Raw genomic sequence first — 17,508 nt, forward strand, 5'->3', positions numbered from 1 at the left:
ATGCAGCATCTTGATTTGCAAGTGGTGCGCCGGGCGCTGGAATGGTCGGCGGCCGGTCAGCGCATCTGGCTGTGTACGGTGCTGGCCACTTACGGCTCGGCACCGCGCGCACCGGGTTCGTTGCTGGCGGTGAACGCGCAGGGGCACTGGATTGGCTCGTTGTCCGGTGGCTGTGTCGAGGAAGACTTTCTCGAGCGAGTCGCCGAGGGCGCGTTTCTGCAGCCAGTCAGCGTTGTTCGTTACGGCGAAGGCGACGACCCACGCTCGCGCGTCAGCCTGCCATGTGGCGGGGTGCTGGATGTGCTGGTCGAGAAGCTTGATGCCGATTGCGAAGTGCAAGCGCATCTGCGGGAGCTGGAGTCGGCGCTGCTGGGCCGACGTCGGTTGATCCGCGAAGTCGATCTGCATAGTGGTGCGCGCAGTCTGTTCGATGATCGTGAGCAGGGTGTGCGTATCGAGCGTGAAATCGACCGGGTGCGCGTGCGCGTCGGCGCGGCTCAGCGCTTGCTGCTGGCGGGGTATTCCAGTGTCGCCCAGGCCTGTGCGGAGTTTGCCGTAGGACTTGGGTTCGAGGTGATTCTGTGTGACCCGCGGGACGAAGTGCTGGAAGGCGTCGTGCTGGACAACGTGGAGGTTCGTCGCCAACTGCCGTCGGTGTTCATCGCCGACGGCGGCTGCCACAGCGACACGGCGGTGGTGGCGCTGACCCACGACCCACGTATCGATGATCTGGCGATGATGGAGGCTGTTCGCACCGAGGCGTTCTACATCGGTGTGATGGGCTCCATGCAGACCTCGCAGAAGCGCTTCGAGCGCTTGCGGCGTATTGGTGGGCTGGGGGATGTCGAGTTGGGGCGGATTCACGCGCCAATCGGGCTGAACCTGGGCAGCAAGACGCCGGCGGAGATTGCTTTGGCGGTGCTGGCGGACATCCTGCGGATTCGCAGCGGTATTGCGCGGGATAAGCTTTGACGCCAAACCTGCTTTTGTAGGAGCGAGCCTGCTCGCGATAAGGCCATAACATTCAACTTATTCGTTGGCTGTGAGACCGATATCGCGAGCAAGCTCACTCCCACACATCTTTTGTTTCTGCAAGTAAAAGGGCCGCATCAGCGGCCCTTTTTGCATCTCTCGGTCACATGCCGAACTTATCCCGCAATCCGTAATACCACGCACCCAATGCCGCGAACGGAGTACGCAGCATTTGCCCGCCGGGGAACGGGTAGTGAGGCAGGTCGGCAAACGCGTCGAAACGCTCGGCCTGGCCACGCAACGCTTCAGCCAGGACCTTGCCCGCCAGATGCGTGTAAGTCACGCCGTGGCCGCTGCAACCCTGGGAATAGTAGATGTTGTCGCCCAGGCGCCCGACCTGAGGCAGGCGCGACAGGGTCAGCAGGAAATTACCGGTCCAGGCGTAATCGATCTTCACGTCCTTGAGCTGCGGGAATGCCTTGAGCATCTTCGGCCGGATGATCGCTTCGATGTTCGCCGGATCCCGCGCGCCGTACACCACGCCACCACCGAAAATCAGGCGCTTGTCGCCGCTGAGGCGGTAGTAGTCGAGCAAGTAGTTGCAGTCTTCGACACAGTAATCCTGAGGCAACAGTGTCTTGGCCAGTTCTTCACCCAGTGGCTCGGTGGTAATCACCTGCGTGCCGCAAGGCATCGACTTGGCGGCCAGCTCCGGCACCAGGTTGCCCAGATAAGCGTTGCCGGCGACGATGATGAATTTGGCCCTGACCTTGCCTTGCGGCGTATGCACCACCGGATTCGCGCCGCGCTCGATGCGTACCGCCGGCGACTGCTCAAAGATCGTCCCGCCCAGGGACTCAACGGCCGCCGCTTCACCCAGCGCCAGATTGAGCGGATGAATGTGCCCGCCACTCATGTCCAGCATGCCGCCGACGTATTGATCGCAGGCAACCACCTCGCGGATACGGCGTTGATCCATCAACTCGAGCTGGGTATGGCCGAAACGCTCCCACAGGCGCTTCTGTGATTCGAGATGACCCATCTGCTTGGCGGTCAGCGCGGCGAACACGCCACCGTCCTTCAAGTCGCACTGAATGTTGTACCTGGCGACCCGCTCACGAATGATCCGGCCACCCTCGAACGCCATCTGCCCCAGCAACTGAGCCTGCTTGGGGCCGACTGTGCGTTCGATGACATCGATATCGCGGCTATAACTGTTAACGATCTGCCCACCATTACGCCCGGACGCCCCGAAACCCACCCTGGCGGCTTCGAGCACCGTGACCTTGAAGCCGTTCTCCAGCAGAAACAGGGCAGAGGACAGGCCCGTATAACCGGCGCCAATCACACAGACATCGGTCTCGACGTCATCCTGCAACGCCGGGCGCGGTGGAACCGCATTGGCCGATGCGGCGTAGTAGGACTCGGGGTAGGGAGTGTTAGCCATCCGGCAGCCTCTGTTTAATATATTTTACGAGTGCGTTGATCCTACCCGAGTTGAAAATCGCCCGCCAGCCACCCGGAAAATCTTCTTTGTACCGACAAAATTAAATATTTTGCATATTCATAGGGTTAGCGCGAAAAAAGGTGTTGACACCCCTCCGGAATTCCGTAGAATGCCGCCTCACAGCAGGCACGTAGCTCAGTTGGTTAGAGCACCACCTTGACATGGTGGGGGTCGTTGGTTCGAGTCCAATCGCGCCTACCAAACAAAATCCGCTCTGCTGGGCGGTCTGGAAGGGCTCACCGAAAGGTGGGCCCTTTTTTGTTGTCTGCGATTTGCAAAACTTTTGCAAAACCCCCACTCAAAACGCCAACTCGGCGCCCACCTCCAGGTACGCGATCTTCTTTTCGTCGTGTCCTTTCTGATAGTGCTTTGTCATCTTCTCGTCCGCATGCCCCACCCGATGATGAACATGCGTCACGTCATGGTGTCGGGTTTTTTGTGTTGATGATGTCATTTTGATATATTTCGCACCCTTACTTGGGAGGGAATCATGAAAAAAGCTGCACTAGCTGTTCTCGTTACCGCCGTGCTTGCATCAGGTTGTACCGTTCGCGTAGCCGATATGACGGTGGCGAGTACCAAAAACTACAACATCAACTCCTCGAAGTTCGTCAAAGGTGCTCGAGTAACGGGTGAAGACAATTATCCGGTAATCATCTTCCCTACCGGGATTCCGAACATGAAAACCGCTATGGATCACGCCATCCAGAAGGATGAGTGCGCGGTGGGTCTTACAGATGTTGTGATGAGCCAGCTGAATCACTCCTTCTTGTTCGGAATGATCGGTTTCAGAGTTGAAGGTGATTTGATCATCGATACGTCGCGTCCAGGCTGCCAAAGCCGAGCGTGATCAAAGTTTCAAAGAAGCCCGGCCATTGTGTCGGGCTTTTTCATTTCTGATTTCTTCAGGGCGTTCACAAAATATCGGGTTCGTTCACACATGGACAATGTGAACGTTGATGTACGCACTGCACTTGGTATATCGGTGTAGAGCTGAATCCAGTTGTGGTTGGAATCGGATAGCTCAGGGAGGGCTTGGAGTTGATGAAGTAGCGATTGGCCGGATTTTTAATCAGCGGTTGCGATTTGCCATCGTACATCGTCACCGACCAGAAGGCGTTGACTGGCGGGAGTTGTGGTGGCCTTCCTGTGCTCCCGCGATCAGGTGCATTGGAATGTTCTGCGGTACTTCAATGGACGGTACTTCGAAGCTCCCTACGATCTGGAGGTGGCGCTCGCTCAGTTCGGTCGACTTTCCTGCTTTTTCCTTGGCCATTCTCGCGTGGTTCATTGCGATTTCGTTGAGCGTTGACACGTTACATCTCCCGGTGACTGACCAAGCGTATCGCTGGCGTCCTTAAGCGTTGATTGAATGGCTGCTACGTCAGAATCCTGTCGTTCCTGCGCTGCTACGGGCGATCTGTGCAAGGCTCAAGCCACGGTTACGGACGAATTCCTCGTGGTGTTCTGGCAGGCGACGAATGGCGAGCCACTGTGAATGATGGCCCGGATTTTTTGTTATTCAGGCGTAAACTAGCGATGCGACCTCATCAAAAGGAGCCGCCTATGAACGCCGATCAAGTGAGCAAGCTGGCATCTGTGGACACGGCTGTCTGGGATCGATACTTCTGCGCTGCATTGATTGCCGAAAGCAATCTGACTGCCCCGATTGTGGGTGGGGCTACCCACGAGGACAGGCAGAACCTGTTGATCGAGAGGGCCAGAACCCTCGCGGATAAAATGATGCAAAACCGAAGGTGACCAGAGCCCAGCCGTCGCGCTGGGCTCTTTGCATGCGGGCTTATGCACCGATGCTGGCGCTGTGCGCGTTGCGGTTCAGGCGATCAACTCTACCTTGCCGCTCGCCAGGCGATAGATACCGCCCACGATCTTCAGCGCGCCTTTGCTCTGCGCATCCGTCAGCAATGGCGAGGCCTGTTTCAGGCTGTTGACCGAATTCTTGACGTTTTGCGCGGTGGCGTTTTCCATCAGGTTCCCGGGCTGCTTGAGGACTGCCTCGACTGCCGACTTGAGTGCGTCAGTCAGTTTCGGGATATGACCGGGGAAAATCGTCTGATCCTTGACCGCCTTGATGCCGGCCTCAATGGCGCCGCAGCTCTCATGCCCGAGTACGAGAATCAGCGGGGCGCCCAGTACGGCAACGCCGTATTCAAGACTGGCCAGGCCTTCCGGGGTAACGAAGTTGCCTGCGACACGGATGGAGAAAAGATCGCCGCGCGCGGTGTCGAACGCATATTCCGGGGCGATCCTCGAGTCGGAGCAGCTCAGCACGGCCACGAACGGATTCTGGCCGGACACCAGGGCCTCTCGCTCTGCCTTGAAATCGTGCGTTGTGGAAGTACCGCCTACATATCGTGCATTGCCCTCCATCAGTCTTTTCAACGCCATGTCGGGACTGATTACATTTTGTGGTTTGGGTGGGGCTGTCGCTTTTTCGGCTGCCAGGATGATCTTGCCGGGCAGTGTGCCGGTCAGCAGCAGGGCACCTGCGCTCAATCCTGCATATTGAAGAAAACGACGACGGCCTGTTGTGTTTGACGCAGAGCTTGAATCACATGATTCACACATGATTTTGTTTACTCAGTTCAATGCGGTGGGAGTGAGTTGCTGTTGGGGCGGGTACTGCCGCGGACGCTCAATACCAGCGCAGTGGAGTCTAGTTGGTCTGTCATATTTTGTTCCGGGCATTGTCCGCGGATGCCGTGCACACAGCCATTTCATGGGCTACTACTGACAGGCTCATACAACTTCGACCTGGCAGGAGTTTCTCGATGCTGACTCACTGGTTTCTGGCGGCTGTTCATCTTCTGGCATTGGCCTTGGGGTTTTGGGCCGTGTTGGTTCGGGGCACGGCTTTTCGGCGTTTGGCCGACGGGACCGCGCAGGTGCGCAGTGTTCTGATGGCGGACAATATCTGGGGTATTTCAGCTGTCGTTTTATTGATCAGCGGGGGGGTGCGAGCCTTTGGCGGGTACGAGAAAGGCGCGGACTATTACCTGCATCAGCCGCTGTTTCATCTGAAGATGACACTGTTCGTCCTGATTTTGCTGCTGGAAATCGCACCCATGGTGACGCTGATCAAGTGGCGGATAGCGCTTGCCCGTAAAGTGGCGATCGATACCGGCCGTGCGAAGCTGTTTGCGCGGATCAGTCATGTGGAGGCACTGCTGGTGTTGCTGATGGTGGTGGCAGCGACGGGCATGGCGCGAGGCGTGATGCTGGGTTGACCGCGCAGTGAACGCATCCTTCCCTGGGGTAAACCGGAAAAGTCTGACAGCAAAGGAATGGAGCTTGCCGCTAGTATCGGCCCCTGGGGTTTGGGTAGGGGTGAAAGCGCAGGGCGATGGGGTGCTGAATCTTTAGCCAGCCGTGATTCCGGACTGAACGGGCTGGCTACTGAATGCAACAGGATTCAGGATTGCGGCTTTTCCGGGGCGGTCAGGCCGGCCTGAATGCGCTGGTAAATTTCTTCACGATGCACTGCAACGTCCTTCGGAGCGTTGATGCCGATCCTGACTTGCTGGCCGCTTACGCCGAGGATGGTGATCGTAATGTCATCACCTATGTTTATGCTTTCACCGACTTTGCGGGTGAGTATCAGCATGGTCTTCTCCTTGATTGCTTTGTGGGGCACCTGATTCGGACAGTGCAGAGGTCGGTGTTATGTATAGATTAGTGCGAAGTCTCGCGGTTTGGGTGCCTCTTTCTGACGCGCAGATGCGGCATTAATTCCCAAGGCGTAACTATACAGAGGCCGCAACCATCATTCTCGTTGTTTTGAGCCCATTTTACGGCACTCGTGGAGTATTCATGGATGTTAAAATCCCCGCTTTAAGCATTTAGAGGGAAACGCCGTGCGCAAAATGGTCTTGGTATTCGCGATATTGGCACTGGCGGGATGTGGTGAGGGCAACAGTGTGGATGCACCGAAGCCTAAACCGGCTATGACCACCATGTCCGCGCCAGTGTCCGGCCCGCAATGGGATCTTGAGGTGCGAGGTGAAACCCCTCAGGCGGTCAGCGATCTGAGTGGCTGGCTGATCGAGCACAGCTTCATGTCCAGCGTCGTCAAGGAGAATGGCAATACCCGAATCCTGATGGGGCCGTTCAATTCGAAAGCCGAGGCCGAAGCCAAACAGGATGAAGTCCGTGCGGCGCTCACTCGCTCGAAGAAACAGAACATAGAATTGCTGGTGCTTGAGCGGCCGGTCGCTCAATAACGTTCTGTAGCGCAGACGTTGAAGAAACAAAAAAGGCCTCGGGTGTTTAACCTCGGGGCCTTTGTCGTTTCAGGTGTCGCGTTCTGGAATCAGCCGCAGGCCTTCATGTCTACCGGGCCGACGAATTCATTGCCACGCCCCATGACGCAGCCCACTCTCTGGTTACGCTGCAGTTCCCAGGCCTGTACCGGATAGGTCTTGTCCCAGGCTTCGTACAGTTGCCGATCCTGTTTCGACAGGCGCAAGCCATACTGCTTGCTCATGTAGAAGTAAGTCCGGGCGATCATGCCGCGAATGGAAGGGCGGGGCATGACTTTCTTGGCCTTGAAGTCGACCTGAGTCAGGCATGAACCATATTGCCCCGACTGCTCGGGCAACCAGCCGAAGCTGAAGTTGCTGCGATCGCCATTGACCTCGCCAATGCTGGGCACCAGGTTGTGCAAATCTGCCTCGGCCTTCTGGTAAACCGGGTCGTAGCGGGTGCAGTTCTTGCGTCCGCCCTCTTGCCAGCATTGGCGTTGATGACCGATTTGCCAGGCTGGAACAATATGCTCCCACTCGATGCGGGATGCACGTTTGGCGTTTTTACGGGGCACATAACCGCAGGCGGCAAGGTTCACCCGGTTGCCGGTGTACTTGCAGCCACAGTAAAACTCAGTGGATTGGGGGGCGTAGAGCTTCCACGCCACCTTTTTCGCTTCGGTGAAGGTGCGCGGGGCGTCGGCTTGCGCGCCCATGACAAAAAACAGAAACAGCAAAGCAGACCAGCGGACACTCATCGACTCAATCTTCCTTCGGCACAACCCAGAAAATCTGCACGCCGCCATCGTCGCGATAGGCGAGGGTGACGTTGTCGTTCTCGTCGATTTCTTCCAGCAGGCGTTCCCATTCATCCACTGGTTCGTCAGGCAGGCGGAAGATCAGCGCCGCCCTGGCCTTTTGTGCGGTGGGAGAGTTGATGATTTTCTGAACGCGCAGGCCCATGCGTACATAGGTGTCAGGAGAGGCAGAGGTGGTGTCCACGGGATTATCCTTATTAAGCTGTACGTGCATACAGTATTTAACTGTAGGCCATTTCGCAACTGCTTAAAAACCAAGAAAATCCTCTGACAGCGATTTGTTCCGTTTGGCGTAAGGCGAAGGGAGTTTTTTTGTCAGATCCAGCGGCAGCCACTCGCCAAGGCTGGCGAATGGCGCACGGGGTGCCCGACCGGATCCGGTCGGGCGAGGGTGAATCAGTATTCCCAGAACATCCGTTGCAGTTCTTTGCTGTCATTGGTTTTGGTCAATGCGACCATCGTCAGGATCCGGGCCTTTTGCGGGTTCAGATCTTGGGCCACGACCCAGTCGTATTTATCGTCAGGCTGTTCGGCGTTGCGCAATACAAAGCCGCCGGCGTTGACATGGGAGGAGCGAATGATCTGCACGCCGTCCTTGCGCAGGGCTTGCAGGGTTGGGACCACTCGTGAGGATACCGAGCCATTGCCGGTGCCAGCGTGGATGATGGCTTTGGCGCCCGATTGAGCCAGGGCCTTGTAGGCGGTATCGCTGACGTTGCCGTAGGAGTAGGCGATCTCGACGTCAGGCAGGCTCTTGATGGTCTTGATGTCGAACTCGGAATCCATGGTGTGACGCTTGGCTGGCAAGCGGAACCAGTAGGATTTGCCTTCTACCACCATGCCCAGCGGACCCCAGGCGCTTTTAAACGCTTCGGTCTTGATGTTGATCATTTTGCTGACGTCGCGACCCGACTGGATTTCATCGTTCATGGTCACCAGCACACCTTTGCCCCGCGCGTCTTTGCTGCTGGCCACGGCCACCGCGTTGTACAGGTTCAGCATGCCATCGGCGGACATCGCGGTGCCCGGGCGCATGGAGCCTACGACAATGATCGGCTTCTCGGTTTTTTCCACCAGGTTCAGGAAGTACGCGGTTTCTTCCAGGGTGTCGGTGCCGTGGGTGATCACGATGCCATCGACGTCTTTGCTGTCGGCCAGTTCGGCTACACGGCGACCCAGTTGCAACAGGTTTTCGTTGGTGATGCTTTCGGAGGCGATTTGCATGACCTGTTCGCCGCGAACGTTGGCCAATTGGCTCAGTTCAGGAACGCCGGCGATCAATTGTTCAATGCCGACTTTCGCCGCTTGATAGGTTGCGCTGTTGGCGGCGCTGGCCCCGGCGCCGGCAATGGTGCCGCCGGTGGCCAGGATCACCACGTTGGCCAGTTTCTGTTGGGTTTCGGCTTCTTTGGCCTGAAGGGCGCTGGGCAGGAGCAGCAAGAGGGCCAAGGCGCCCGGAACAAAGGTCTTGAGTGCAGATGTCATTATTTTTCTCTTCTAGTTGTGAGACGGTGCAGATGCAGGTTCATCTAGATACGCCCCGGGCGAATCTGAACGCCGGGGGTGCGAGGGGAAGAGCAGGATCTGTACCAGTAATACTCTGAATTGAAAAATATGCTTAAGTTAATGATTTGTAACGGTATTTCTGTTTGTGTCCGGAGCGGTTTCGGGGACGGGGCGTCCGGAATGCCGAACATGTTTAACTTTCGCGTTCGGCTCTCCGAAAAGGATGGCGGTCTTGTTTAAAATCTCAACGGGTCAAATCATCAGTCACGACTAAAGAAACACCCGCGCCGGTCGATGCTCCTTCAAGGGATCTTTTTCTTCAGGAGCTCACATGTCGTTATCTGTTGGAATTCCCAATGCCGCCGGCATCACCATCGGTGGCAAATCGGCCACGACCCTTCGTGCCTTGAGCGACGCAGCAGCTGATGCGGATGCTCAAGCGCTGGGTGCAAAGAAAAACGACGGTACCCGATCGGTGGTCAGCACCAAGGCATGAGTTGAATGCCGTTTTTTCGCCAGGCATCGCTGAGAGCGCTTTTCAGGTCGTTGACAAATACCGGCAGGGTTCGCATAGTTTGGTTCACGCAAACGTTTGCGCGGCTCCAATGATGGCTTTTCATCGCGGTGGGCCGTGAAGCTTACGCCAGCGCAAGCGTTGCTCACAATAATCATAAGATCGGAGTGAACCCATGAAGCTGCCATTCGCTGGACGTCTTCTCGCTGTCGCTATGCTGGCTGCCGCATCCGCTGCATTGCCTGTCTCTTCGGCTTTTGCTGAAACCGCTGAAAAGCCGAAAGTCGCACTGGTCATGAAATCCCTGGCCAACGAGTTCTTCCTGACCATGGAAGACGGCGCCAAGGCCTACCAGAAAGATCACTCCGGCGAATTCGAGCTCATCTCCAACGGCATCAAGGATGAGACCGACACTGCAGGCCAGACGCGCATCGTCGAGCAGATGATCCTGGCCAAGGTCAATGCACTGGTGATTGCACCGGCAGACTCCAAAGCCATGGTCCCGGTGATCAAGAAAGCCATCGATGCCGGTATCACCGTGATCAACATCGACAACCAGCTGGACCCCGCCGTCGTCAAAAGCAAAAACATCAATGTTCCGTTCGTAGGCCCGGACAACCGCAAGGGCGCACGGCTGGTGGGCGATTACCTGGCCAAACAGCTGAAGGCCGGTGATGAAGTCGGCATCATCGAAGGTGTGTCCACCACCACCAATGCCCAGCAACGGACCGCAGGTTTCAAGGATGCTATGGAGGCGGCGCAGATCAAGGTCGTGTCCCTGCAATCCGGTGACTGGGAGATCGACAAGGGCAACAAGGTCGCCGCGTCGATTCTCAGCGAATACCCGCAAACCAAGGCCCTGTTGGCCGGCAACGACAGCATGGCGGTCGGCGCGGTGTCTGCGGTGCGCGCCGCGGGCAAGGCTGGCAAGGTGCAAGTGGTCGGCTACGACAACATCAATGCCATTCAGCCAATGCTCAAGGACGGTCGCGTGCTGGCCACCGCGGATCAGTTTGCGGCCAGGCAGGCGGTGTTCGGCATCGAGACTGCATTGAAGATTCTCAAGGGCGAGAAGATCGACGGCGGCGCCAATGGCGTGATCGAAACGCCGGTAGAGCTGGTCACCAAGTAGCCTTCTGGCGACGTAACGGCGCTCGTCCAGTCGGACGAGCGCATGGAGAGTTTTTATGTCAGTTTGCGCTCCGAACGCTGTCCTCTCGGTCAGCGGTATCGGCAAGACCTACGCTCAACCGGTTCTTACCGGCATCGACCTGACGCTCATGCGCGGGGAAGTGCTGGCGTTGACCGGCGAGAACGGTGCAGGCAAAAGCACGCTTTCGAAGATTATTGGCGGGCTGGTCACGCCGACCACCGGCCAGATGCAGTTTCAGGGGCAGGACTATCGTCCGGGTAGTCGGGCTCAGGCTGAAGCGCTGGGTATCCGCATGGTCATGCAGGAGCTCAATCTGCTGCCGACCCTGTCGGTGGCGGAAAACCTGTTTCTCGACAACCTTCCCAGCAAAGGCGGCTGGATCAGTCGCAAGCAGTTGCGCAAGGCTGCCATCGAGGCCATGGCTCATGTCGGGCTAGACGCCATTGATCCGGACACCCTGGTCGGCGAACTGGGCATCGGCCACCAGCAAATGGTCGAGATCGCCCGCAACCTGATTGGCGATTGTCATGTGCTGATTCTCGACGAGCCGACCGCGATGCTCACTGCCCGCGAAGTCGAAATGCTGTTCGAGCAGATCACCCGCCTGCAGGCGCGCGGCGTATCGATCATCTACATCTCTCATCGCCTCGAAGAACTGGCGCGGGTCGCACAACGCATTGCCGTGCTGCGCGACGGCAACCTGGTCTGTGTCGAGCCGATGGCCAACTACAACAGCGAGCAACTGGTGACCTTGATGGTCGGTCGAGAGCTCGGCGAACACATCGATATGGGGGCGCGCAAGATCGGCGCTCCGGTGTTGACGGTCAAGGGCCTGAGCCGTGCCGACAAGGTTCGCGACGTGTCGTTCGAAGTCCGTGCCGGAGAGATTTTCGGGATTTCCGGTTTGATCGGCGCGGGGCGCACCGAGTTGCTGCGTCTGATCTTCGGTGCCGATATCGCCGACAGCGGCACGATTGCCCTGGGGGCGCCGGCGCAGGTCGTCAATGTGCGTTCGCCGGTGGATGCGGTCGGGCATGGCATCGCGTTGATCACTGAAGATCGCAAGGGCGAAGGCCTTTTGTTGACGCAGTCGATCGGCGCCAACATCGCCCTGGGCAACATGCCCGGCATCTCCAGCGCGGGCTTTGTCGACAACGATGGCGAAAACGCCCTGGCCCAGCGTCAGATCGATGCCATGCGCATTCGTAGTTCTGGTCCGGCACAGTTGGTGTCCGAGTTGTCCGGCGGCAATCAGCAGAAGGTGGTCATCGGCCGCTGGCTGGAACGAGATTGCTCGGTGCTGCTGTTCGACGAGCCGACCCGCGGCATCGACGTCGGCGCCAAATTCGATATCTACAACCTGCTCGGTGAATTGACCCGCCAGGGCAAGGCACTGGTGGTGGTTTCCAGCGACTTGCGCGAGCTGATGCTGATCTGCGACCGGATCGGTGTGCTGTCGGCAGGAAGCCTGATCGATACGTTCGATCGCGACAGCTGGACCCAGGATGAGTTGCTCGCCGCTGCGTTCGCCGGCTACCAAAAACGTGATGCGCAGCTCTTTGAAGCCGCGCCTAGGGATCTTTCATGAATACCGCTTCTTACGCCGGCAAACGCAGTGGCAACTTCTACGGCCTGGGCACCTATCTGGGCCTGGCGGGTGCCTTGTTGGCGATGATCGTGCTGTTCTCGGTGCTGAGCAGTCATTTTCTGTCCTACGATACTTTCAGCACCCTGGCCAACCAGATTCCGGACCTGATGGTGCTGGCGGTCGGCATGACCTTTGTGTTGATCATCGGTGGCATCGACCTGTCGGTAGGTTCGGTGCTGGCGCTGGCGGCCTCGACCGTGAGCGTGGCGATTCTTGGCTGGGGCTGGGGCGTGCTGTCGGCGGCGCTGCTGGGCATGGCCGTCGCGGCGCTCGCCGGTACCATCACCGGTTCGATCACGGTGGCGTGGCGGATTCCGTCGTTCATCGTGTCCCTGGGCGTGCTGGAAATGGCGCGCGGGGTGGCGTACCAGATGACCGGTTCGCGTACGGCCTACATCGGCGATGCGTTCGCCTGGTTGTCCAATCCGATTGCCTTCGGCATTTCGCCGTCGTTCATCATCGCGCTGCTGATCATTTTCGTCGCCCAAGCCGTGTTGACCCGCACGGTGTTCGGTCGCTACCTGATCGGTATCGGCACCAACGAAGAGGCCGTGCGGCTGGCGGGGATCAATCCGAAGCCTTACAAGATCCTGGTCTTCAGCCTGATGGGGTTGCTGGCCGGCATTGCCGCGTTGTTCCAGATTTCTCGCCTGGAAGCCGCCGACCCGAATGCCGGCTCCGGCCTTGAGTTGCAGGTGATCGCGGCCGTCGTGATCGGCGGCACCAGCCTGATGGGCGGGCGCGGTTCGGTGATCAGCACTTTTTTTGGCGTCCTGATCATTTCCGTGCTGGCCGCGGGGCTGGCGCAGATCGGGGCAACCGAGCCGACCAAACGCATCATTACCGGTGCGGTGATCGTGGTGGCGGTGGTGCTGGATACTTATCGCAGTCAACGCGCAAGTCGGCGGACCTGAGTCATGGCGACTATCAAAGATGTGGCAGCCCTTGCCGGCATTTCCTACACCACGGTTTCCCATGTGGTGAACAAGACCCGCCCGGTCAGTGAAGAAGTCCGGATCAAGGTCGAGGCGGCAATCCAGACCCTCGACTACGTCCCCAGTGCCGTGGCCCGTTCGCTCAAGGCCAAGACCACGGCGACTATCGGCCTGTTGGTGCCCAATAGCCTCAACCCGTATTTCGCCGAACTGGCCCGGGGTATCGAGGATTACTGCGAGCGCAACGGTTACTGCGTCATCCTGTGCAACTCCGACGACAATCCGGAGAAGCAGCGCAGTTACCTGCGGGTGCTGCTGGAAAAACGCATCGACGGCCTGATTGTCGCCTCGGCCGGCGGCGACAGTGGCCTGGTGCAAGGTCTGAAAGGCGTCCGCACGCCCATGGTGATCGTCGACCGCGGGCTGGACGGTGTCGATGCGGACCTGGTGCGCATCGACCATGAATACGGCGCGTATCTGGCGACCCGGCACCTGCTGGAGTTGGGGCACCGGGATATCGCCACCATCAGCGGGCCGGAAAACACCAGTGTGGCGCAGATGCGGCTGGCGGGTTATCGCCGGGCCTTGAAGGAGGCGGGCGTCGAAGTCTCTCCCGGGCGCATGCTGGAAAGCGATTTCACCAGCACCGGCGGTTACAGCGCTGCCGCGATTCTGCTGGAAAAAAATCCGCCTAGCGCCATTTTTGCGGCCAACGACATGATCGGCATCGGCGTGCTGCGAGCCGCCGCCGAGCGCAATATTCGCGTACCGAGCGAGTTGTCGGTGATCGGCTTCGACGATATCCAGATGAGTCGATATGTCTACCCGTCGTTGACCACGGTCGGGCAATCGATCCTGCAGCTCGGCGAAATGGCCGCCGAAGTGCTTTTACGGCGAATCGCCACGCCGGGCCTGGCGACCGATCAGCGGATCGTGACGCCGAGTATCGTCATGCGCGAATCGACTGCGCCGCTGGCCGGTGTGTTTGCCCAATTCCGTTGAAACAAAAAGCCGTTGAAAACAGAAAGCCGCTGAACCAGCAGCGCCGCCGAAACAGAATCGATGAGTAGCAATGTATGCCAGCAAAAGTAGTGGTAATAGGCAGTTTGAACATGGACCTGGTGACCCGGGCACCACGCTTGCCCAAGGGTGGTGAAACGCTGATCGGTCAGTCGTTTACCACCGTCTCCGGCGGCAAGGGCGCCAATCAGGCCGTGGCTGCGGCGCGGCTGGGAGCCCAGGTGTCGATGATCGGCTGCGTGGGCAATGATGCTTATGGTGAGGCGCTGCGCGGGGCGCTGTTGGCCGAGCAGATCGATTGCCAGGCGGTGAGCACCGTTGACGGTTCCAGCGGCGTGGCGCTGATTGTGGTCGATGACAGCAGTCAGAACTCCATCGTGATCGTCCCCGGTGCCAACGGTGAATTGACCGCTGAAGCCATCGACTGTTTTGAATCGGTGATACAGGCGGCAGACGTGCTCATCTGTCAGCTGGAAGTGCCCGACGCTTCTGTTGGCCATGCGCTCAAGCGCGGTCGCGAGCTGGGCAAGACGGTCATCCTCAACCCGGCACCGGCCAGCCGTCCGTTGCCATCGGACTGGTACGCGTCCATCGATTACCTGATTCCCAACGAAAGCGAAGCGGCGGCCCTGAGCGGCCTGTCGGTGGACTCCCTCGAAACCGCGCAAGCCGCGGCGGCCCGCCTGATTGCCTTGGGCGCCGGCAAGGTGATCATCACCCTCGGCGCGCAAGGTTCGCTGTTTGCCGATGGCCAACGCTTCGAACATTTCCCCGCGCCCGTGGTAAAGGCGGTCGATACCACGGCGGCCGGCGATACGTTTGTCGGCGGTTTCGCGGCGGCACTGGCCGCGGGTAAGGATGAGGCGCAGGCGATCCGCTTCGGACAGGTGGCCGCGGCGCTGTCGGTCACCCGTGCCGGCGCGCAACCTTCGATTCCCGCCTTGAGCGATGTACAGGCGTTTAAAACCCCATGAAAAAGACACCCCTGCTCAACATTGCGCTGTCACGGCTGATCGCTTCATTGGGACATGGCGACCTGGTCGTCATCGGGGATGCGGGGTTGCCGGTTCCACCGGGCGTTGAATTGATCGACCTGGCCTTGACCCATGGCATTCCGGATTTTGTCAGCACCTTGAAGGTGGTGCTCAGTGAGATGCAGGTCGAAAGCCATGTGCTGGCTCTGGAAATCTTCGATAAAAAGCCGTCGGCCCTGGTCGCGCTGCAAGAGCTGAACGGCGAAGGCGCGTTGGGTCGGCGTGAAGTACTCACCCATGAACAATTCAAGGTCCTGAGCCGACAAGCGAAGGCGATTGTTCGTACAGGCGAGTGCCAGCCGTACTGCAACATTGTGCTGGTCGCCGGCGTTACGTTTTGACGGGCTGTCCGCGTTTTGATGTCCCTGGCGCAAGGAGTGCGCTCCGTATCGTTATGCTTAGAAACTGCACCCATTGCTCCGGAGTCTGCTGCTTTTGTCCCTGATTACCGCAACCAACGCCCAGGCGGCACAAAAGATCGACCTGATCATCGACACCGATCCAGGGGCTGACGATGTCGTTGCCCTGTTGTTCGCCCTGGCGTCGCCGGACGAACTGAATGTACGGGCATTGACCACCGTTGCCGGCAACGTTCGCCTGGACAAGACCTCACGCAATGCGCGACTGGCCCGGGAGTGGGCGGGGCGCGAAGAGGTTCCGGTCTATGCGGGGGCGCCCAGGCCCCTGCTGCGCACACCCATCTACGCCGAGGACATTCATGGCAAGGAAGGGTTGTCGGGCATTGCTGTGCATGAGCCCAGGAAGGGGCTGGCCAAGGGCAGCGCCATCACCTACCTGATCGATACCCTGAAATTCGCCGAGCCCCACAGCATCACCATCGCCATGCTTGGCCCGCAGACCAACCTGGCCCTGGCGCTGATCCAGGAGCCGGGTATCGTTCAGGGCATCAAGGAAGTGGTGGTCATGGGCGGCGCGCACTTCAACGGCGGCAACATCACGCCGGTGGCCGAGTTCAACCTGTTCGCCGACCCCCATGCGGCCGAAGTGGTGCTCAACAGTGGTGTGACGCTGACCTACCTGCCGCTGGATGTAACCAACAAGATTCTTACCAGCGAGGCGCGCCTGAATCAGATTGCCGCGCTGAACAACAACGCCAGCCGCCTGGTGGGCGATATTCTCAATGAGTACATCAAAGGCGACATGGAACACTACGGTATTCCAGGCGGCCCGGTGCATGACGCCACGGTTGTCGCTTATCTGCTCAAGCCGCAATTGTTCAGCGGTCGCTCGGTCAACGTGGTGGTCGACAGCCGCGAAGGACCGACCTTTGGACAAACCATCGTCGACTGGTATGACGGCTTGAAAGCGCCAAAGAACGCCTTTTGGGTAGAAAGCGGCGACGCCCAGGGCTTCTTCGATCTGCTGACCGAGCGCCTGGCCCGCCTGAAGTAAGCATCATCTCCCGCAGGTGGTTTCACTCCCTCGCGCTAACCGCTTAGGTCTTTTGGTCCGACAGATGTTTCTCGAAAATCTGCTCGATGAACGATTGGGCGGCTTCGGTTCCAAGGTCCCTGACCAGAAGGTCGATACCGATAATGGCGAGCTCTTCCGTACTGCCTGGGCTGTAGGAGCTGTGGCCGTCTTGCCACTTGGCCTTGATGTCAGCGTCGATGCTTACGGTGGTCATGATGGCACTCGTGAAGTCGGGGAGGTCTGAGTGCCGAGTTAACCATTTTGCGGGGCTTTTGACACCTCGACTTTGGCATGAAAGGAGGGCTGTGCGACACTTGGTCTCTGATGAATATTCAAGGAACGCGCTGTGCAGATCGATTTGAACTCCCCGGATGGCCTGACCCTCGAGGCGGTACGTCAGTTGCTGGCCGGCGCCAGTGACGATGAGCACACCCAGTTGCGGGTCACCAAAGACGGCATTGCCTACATCTCCTCGGGTGTCGTGGGCGGAACCGATATCGACGGGTTGTTGTTCCGGCTCGAAACCTGGGCCAAGGGCTCCGGTTATGTCGGGCGGGTCGCGGCCAGCGATGAAGTCTGGGTCATGCAAATCTTCAATGCCTTGAAAGAGAACTGGCCCAATCCGCCTTTCGACTATATCGACATCTATTGAGCGTTTTTCATATTCAGTCACGATTCAATGATTAAGGGCTGGGCGACGCTCAG

Annotated in this window: 22 protein-coding genes, 1 tRNA gene and 1 pseudogene; 15 read left to right on the forward strand and 9 right to left on the reverse strand. The window is 58.6% G+C overall.

Annotated features, from left to right (window positions below; genetic code table 11):
- Positions 1 to 972: an XdhC family protein gene (locus tag AC3IX1_RS09985; protein ID WP_489388024.1), complete on the forward strand. Its 972-nt coding sequence runs from the start codon at positions 1 to 3 to the stop codon at positions 970 to 972.
- A 163-nt stretch (positions 973 to 1,135) separates the two neighbouring features.
- Here the strand turns inward: AC3IX1_RS09985 and AC3IX1_RS09990 are convergent, their stop codons facing one another.
- On the reverse strand, positions 1,136 to 2,419 hold the full coding sequence (locus tag AC3IX1_RS09990) for an NAD(P)/FAD-dependent oxidoreductase (protein WP_489388025.1): 1,284 nt from the start codon (positions 2,417 to 2,419) through the stop codon (positions 1,136 to 1,138).
- A 184-nt stretch (positions 2,420 to 2,603) separates the two neighbouring features.
- On the opposite strand from AC3IX1_RS09990, the gene AC3IX1_RS09995 reads away from it, so the two are divergent.
- Together AC3IX1_RS09995 and AC3IX1_RS10000 are read left to right on the forward strand one after the other, a co-directional pair.
- Positions 2,604 to 2,680, forward strand: a tRNA-Val gene (locus AC3IX1_RS09995).
- Positions 2,681 to 2,969: 289 nt separating this feature from the next.
- Positions 2,970 to 3,329, forward strand: a complete 360-nt coding sequence (locus tag AC3IX1_RS10000; RefSeq protein WP_489372104.1) for a hypothetical protein — start codon at positions 2,970 to 2,972, stop codon at positions 3,327 to 3,329.
- A 187-nt stretch (positions 3,330 to 3,516) separates the two neighbouring features.
- Here the strand turns inward: AC3IX1_RS10000 and AC3IX1_RS10005 are convergent.
- Positions 3,517 to 3,615 (reverse strand): annotated as a pseudogene (locus AC3IX1_RS10005) (DUF1214 domain-containing protein); the annotation flags it as partial.
- Positions 3,582 to 3,794 (reverse strand): hypothetical protein, encoded by a 213-nt coding sequence (locus tag AC3IX1_RS10010; protein ID WP_489388026.1) that lies wholly within the window; start codon positions 3,792 to 3,794, stop codon positions 3,582 to 3,584. The pseudogene AC3IX1_RS10005 and the gene AC3IX1_RS10010, both read right to left, overlap by 34 nt.
- Positions 3,795 to 4,045: 251 nt before the next feature.
- Here AC3IX1_RS10010 and AC3IX1_RS10015 point away from each other — a divergent pair, with 251 nt between their 5' ends.
- On the forward strand, positions 4,046 to 4,240 hold the full coding sequence (locus tag AC3IX1_RS10015; RefSeq protein WP_489388027.1) for a hypothetical protein: 195 nt from the start codon (positions 4,046 to 4,048) through the stop codon (positions 4,238 to 4,240).
- A 75-nt stretch (positions 4,241 to 4,315) separates the two neighbouring features.
- On the opposite strand, the gene AC3IX1_RS10020 is transcribed toward AC3IX1_RS10015, so the two are convergent.
- A complete protein-coding gene (locus AC3IX1_RS10020) occupies positions 4,316 to 5,068 on the reverse strand; it encodes a carbonic anhydrase (RefSeq protein ID WP_489388028.1) in 753 nt (250 codons plus the stop codon).
- Positions 5,069 to 5,271: 203 nt separating this feature from the next.
- On the opposite strand from AC3IX1_RS10020, the gene AC3IX1_RS10025 reads away from it, so the two are divergent.
- Positions 5,272 to 5,727, forward strand: coding sequence for a DUF2214 family protein (locus AC3IX1_RS10025; protein ID WP_489388029.1), 456 nt, complete (start codon positions 5,272 to 5,274; stop codon positions 5,725 to 5,727).
- A gap of 185 nt (positions 5,728 to 5,912) precedes the next feature.
- Here AC3IX1_RS10025 and csrA read toward each other — a convergent pair whose 3' ends face one another.
- Positions 5,913 to 6,104 (reverse strand): carbon storage regulator CsrA, encoded by a 192-nt coding sequence (gene csrA / locus AC3IX1_RS10030; protein WP_007975691.1) that lies wholly within the window; start codon positions 6,102 to 6,104, stop codon positions 5,913 to 5,915.
- Between the two features lie 250 nt (positions 6,105 to 6,354).
- Here csrA and AC3IX1_RS10035 point away from each other — a divergent pair, with 250 nt between their 5' ends.
- On the forward strand, positions 6,355 to 6,720 hold the full coding sequence (locus tag AC3IX1_RS10035) for an SPOR domain-containing protein (RefSeq protein WP_489388030.1): 366 nt from the start codon (positions 6,355 to 6,357) through the stop codon (positions 6,718 to 6,720).
- An 89-nt stretch (positions 6,721 to 6,809) separates the two neighbouring features.
- Here AC3IX1_RS10035 and AC3IX1_RS10040 read toward each other — a convergent pair whose 3' ends face one another.
- From AC3IX1_RS10040 to AC3IX1_RS10050, 3 genes are all read right to left on the reverse strand, one after another.
- The gene (locus tag AC3IX1_RS10040) at positions 6,810 to 7,499 is read right to left on the reverse strand and encodes an endonuclease (protein ID WP_489388031.1); all 690 of its coding nucleotides are present in this window, start codon (positions 7,497 to 7,499) and stop codon (positions 6,810 to 6,812) included.
- A gap of 4 nt (positions 7,500 to 7,503) precedes the next feature.
- On the reverse strand, positions 7,504 to 7,773 hold the full coding sequence (locus tag AC3IX1_RS10045; protein ID WP_033047987.1) for a DUF1654 domain-containing protein: 270 nt from the start codon (positions 7,771 to 7,773) through the stop codon (positions 7,504 to 7,506).
- A gap of 182 nt (positions 7,774 to 7,955) precedes the next feature.
- Entirely contained in the window at positions 7,956 to 9,044 is a 1,089-nt protein-coding gene (locus AC3IX1_RS10050) for an asparaginase (RefSeq protein WP_489388032.1), read from the reverse strand.
- 352 nt (positions 9,045 to 9,396) lie between these two features.
- Between AC3IX1_RS10050 and AC3IX1_RS10055 the strand changes: the two genes are divergently transcribed.
- The 8 genes from AC3IX1_RS10055 (at position 9,397) to AC3IX1_RS10090 (ending at position 16,782) form a co-directional block, all read left to right on the forward strand.
- Positions 9,397 to 9,561: a hypothetical protein gene (locus AC3IX1_RS10055; RefSeq protein ID WP_489388033.1), complete on the forward strand. Its 165-nt coding sequence runs from the start codon at positions 9,397 to 9,399 to the stop codon at positions 9,559 to 9,561.
- A 193-nt stretch (positions 9,562 to 9,754) separates the two neighbouring features.
- On the forward strand, positions 9,755 to 10,711 hold the full coding sequence (locus AC3IX1_RS10060) for a sugar ABC transporter substrate-binding protein (RefSeq protein WP_489388034.1): 957 nt from the start codon (positions 9,755 to 9,757) through the stop codon (positions 10,709 to 10,711).
- A 55-nt stretch (positions 10,712 to 10,766) separates the two neighbouring features.
- A complete protein-coding gene (locus AC3IX1_RS10065; RefSeq protein ID WP_489388035.1) occupies positions 10,767 to 12,320 on the forward strand; it encodes a sugar ABC transporter ATP-binding protein in 1,554 nt (517 codons plus the stop codon).
- A complete protein-coding gene (locus tag AC3IX1_RS10070) occupies positions 12,317 to 13,294 on the forward strand; it encodes an ABC transporter permease (protein ID WP_489388036.1) in 978 nt (325 codons plus the stop codon). The genes AC3IX1_RS10065 and AC3IX1_RS10070 overlap by 4 nt, the downstream gene beginning before the upstream one ends.
- Before the next feature lie 3 nt (positions 13,295 to 13,297).
- Complete coding sequence (locus AC3IX1_RS10075) at positions 13,298 to 14,317, forward strand: LacI family DNA-binding transcriptional regulator (protein ID WP_489388037.1); 1,020 nt, start codon at positions 13,298 to 13,300, stop codon at positions 14,315 to 14,317.
- A gap of 74 nt (positions 14,318 to 14,391) precedes the next feature.
- Positions 14,392 to 15,309 carry a ribokinase gene (gene rbsK / locus AC3IX1_RS10080; protein ID WP_489388038.1) on the forward strand — a complete coding sequence of 306 codons (918 nt, stop codon included), beginning with the start codon at positions 14,392 to 14,394 and terminating at the stop codon, positions 15,307 to 15,309.
- On the forward strand, positions 15,306 to 15,710 hold the full coding sequence (gene rbsD / locus AC3IX1_RS10085) for a D-ribose pyranase (RefSeq protein WP_489388039.1): 405 nt from the start codon (positions 15,306 to 15,308) through the stop codon (positions 15,708 to 15,710). The genes rbsK and rbsD overlap by 4 nt, the downstream gene beginning before the upstream one ends.
- A gap of 64 nt (positions 15,711 to 15,774) precedes the next feature.
- The gene (locus tag AC3IX1_RS10090; protein WP_489388712.1) at positions 15,775 to 16,782 is read left to right on the forward strand and encodes a nucleoside hydrolase; all 1,008 of its coding nucleotides are present in this window, start codon (positions 15,775 to 15,777) and stop codon (positions 16,780 to 16,782) included.
- A gap of 43 nt (positions 16,783 to 16,825) precedes the next feature.
- Here AC3IX1_RS10090 and AC3IX1_RS10095 read toward each other — a convergent pair whose 3' ends face one another.
- Positions 16,826 to 17,017: a hypothetical protein gene (locus AC3IX1_RS10095; protein ID WP_150752671.1), complete on the reverse strand. Its 192-nt coding sequence runs from the start codon at positions 17,015 to 17,017 to the stop codon at positions 16,826 to 16,828.
- A gap of 132 nt (positions 17,018 to 17,149) precedes the next feature.
- Between AC3IX1_RS10095 and AC3IX1_RS10100 the strand changes: the two genes are divergently transcribed.
- Positions 17,150 to 17,455 carry a hypothetical protein gene (locus tag AC3IX1_RS10100; protein WP_489388040.1) on the forward strand — a complete coding sequence of 102 codons (306 nt, stop codon included), beginning with the start codon at positions 17,150 to 17,152 and terminating at the stop codon, positions 17,453 to 17,455.
- The last annotated feature ends 53 nt before the right edge of the window (positions 17,456 to 17,508 follow it).

The organism is Pseudomonas sp. KH_046_2 (genome assembly GCF_057838985.1).

What these genes read in the sequence shown, in the direction of transcription:
- AC3IX1_RS10015 (WP_489388027.1), top strand. Translation starts at nt 4,046, where the DNA reads ATGAACGCCGATCAAGTGAGCAAGCTGGCATCTGTGGACACGGCTGTC.
- AC3IX1_RS10065 (WP_489388035.1), top strand. Translation starts at nt 10,767, where the DNA reads ATGTCAGTTTGCGCTCCGAACGCTGTCCTCTCGGTCAGCGGTATCGGC.
- AC3IX1_RS09990 (WP_489388025.1), bottom strand. Translation starts at nt 2,419, where the DNA reads ATGGCTAACACTCCCTACCCCGAGTCCTACTACGCCGCATCGGCCAAT.
- rbsK (WP_489388038.1), top strand. Translation starts at nt 14,392, where the DNA reads ATGCCAGCAAAAGTAGTGGTAATAGGCAGTTTGAACATGGACCTGGTG.
- AC3IX1_RS10050 (WP_489388032.1), bottom strand. Translation starts at nt 9,044, where the DNA reads ATGACATCTGCACTCAAGACCTTTGTTCCGGGCGCCTTGGCCCTCTTG.
- AC3IX1_RS10055 (WP_489388033.1), top strand. Translation starts at nt 9,397, where the DNA reads ATGTCGTTATCTGTTGGAATTCCCAATGCCGCCGGCATCACCATCGGT.
- rbsD (WP_489388039.1), top strand. Translation starts at nt 15,306, where the DNA reads ATGAAAAAGACACCCCTGCTCAACATTGCGCTGTCACGGCTGATCGCT.
- AC3IX1_RS10040 (WP_489388031.1), bottom strand. Translation starts at nt 7,499, where the DNA reads ATGAGTGTCCGCTGGTCTGCTTTGCTGTTTCTGTTTTTTGTCATGGGC.
- AC3IX1_RS10000 (WP_489372104.1), top strand. Translation starts at nt 2,970, where the DNA reads ATGAAAAAAGCTGCACTAGCTGTTCTCGTTACCGCCGTGCTTGCATCA.
- AC3IX1_RS10025 (WP_489388029.1), top strand. Translation starts at nt 5,272, where the DNA reads ATGCTGACTCACTGGTTTCTGGCGGCTGTTCATCTTCTGGCATTGGCC.
- AC3IX1_RS10020 (WP_489388028.1), bottom strand. Translation starts at nt 5,068, where the DNA reads ATGTGTGAATCATGTGATTCAAGCTCTGCGTCAAACACAACAGGCCGT.
- AC3IX1_RS10070 (WP_489388036.1), top strand. Translation starts at nt 12,317, where the DNA reads ATGAATACCGCTTCTTACGCCGGCAAACGCAGTGGCAACTTCTACGGC.
- AC3IX1_RS10045 (WP_033047987.1), bottom strand. Translation starts at nt 7,773, where the DNA reads ATGCACGTACAGCTTAATAAGGATAATCCCGTGGACACCACCTCTGCC.
- AC3IX1_RS09985 (WP_489388024.1), top strand. Translation starts at nt 1, where the DNA reads ATGCAGCATCTTGATTTGCAAGTGGTGCGCCGGGCGCTGGAATGGTCG.
- AC3IX1_RS10060 (WP_489388034.1), top strand. Translation starts at nt 9,755, where the DNA reads ATGAAGCTGCCATTCGCTGGACGTCTTCTCGCTGTCGCTATGCTGGCT.
- AC3IX1_RS10075 (WP_489388037.1), top strand. Translation starts at nt 13,298, where the DNA reads ATGGCGACTATCAAAGATGTGGCAGCCCTTGCCGGCATTTCCTACACC.
- csrA (WP_007975691.1), bottom strand. Translation starts at nt 6,104, where the DNA reads ATGCTGATACTCACCCGCAAAGTCGGTGAAAGCATAAACATAGGTGAT.
- AC3IX1_RS10095 (WP_150752671.1), bottom strand. Translation starts at nt 17,017, where the DNA reads ATGACCACCGTAAGCATCGACGCTGACATCAAGGCCAAGTGGCAAGAC.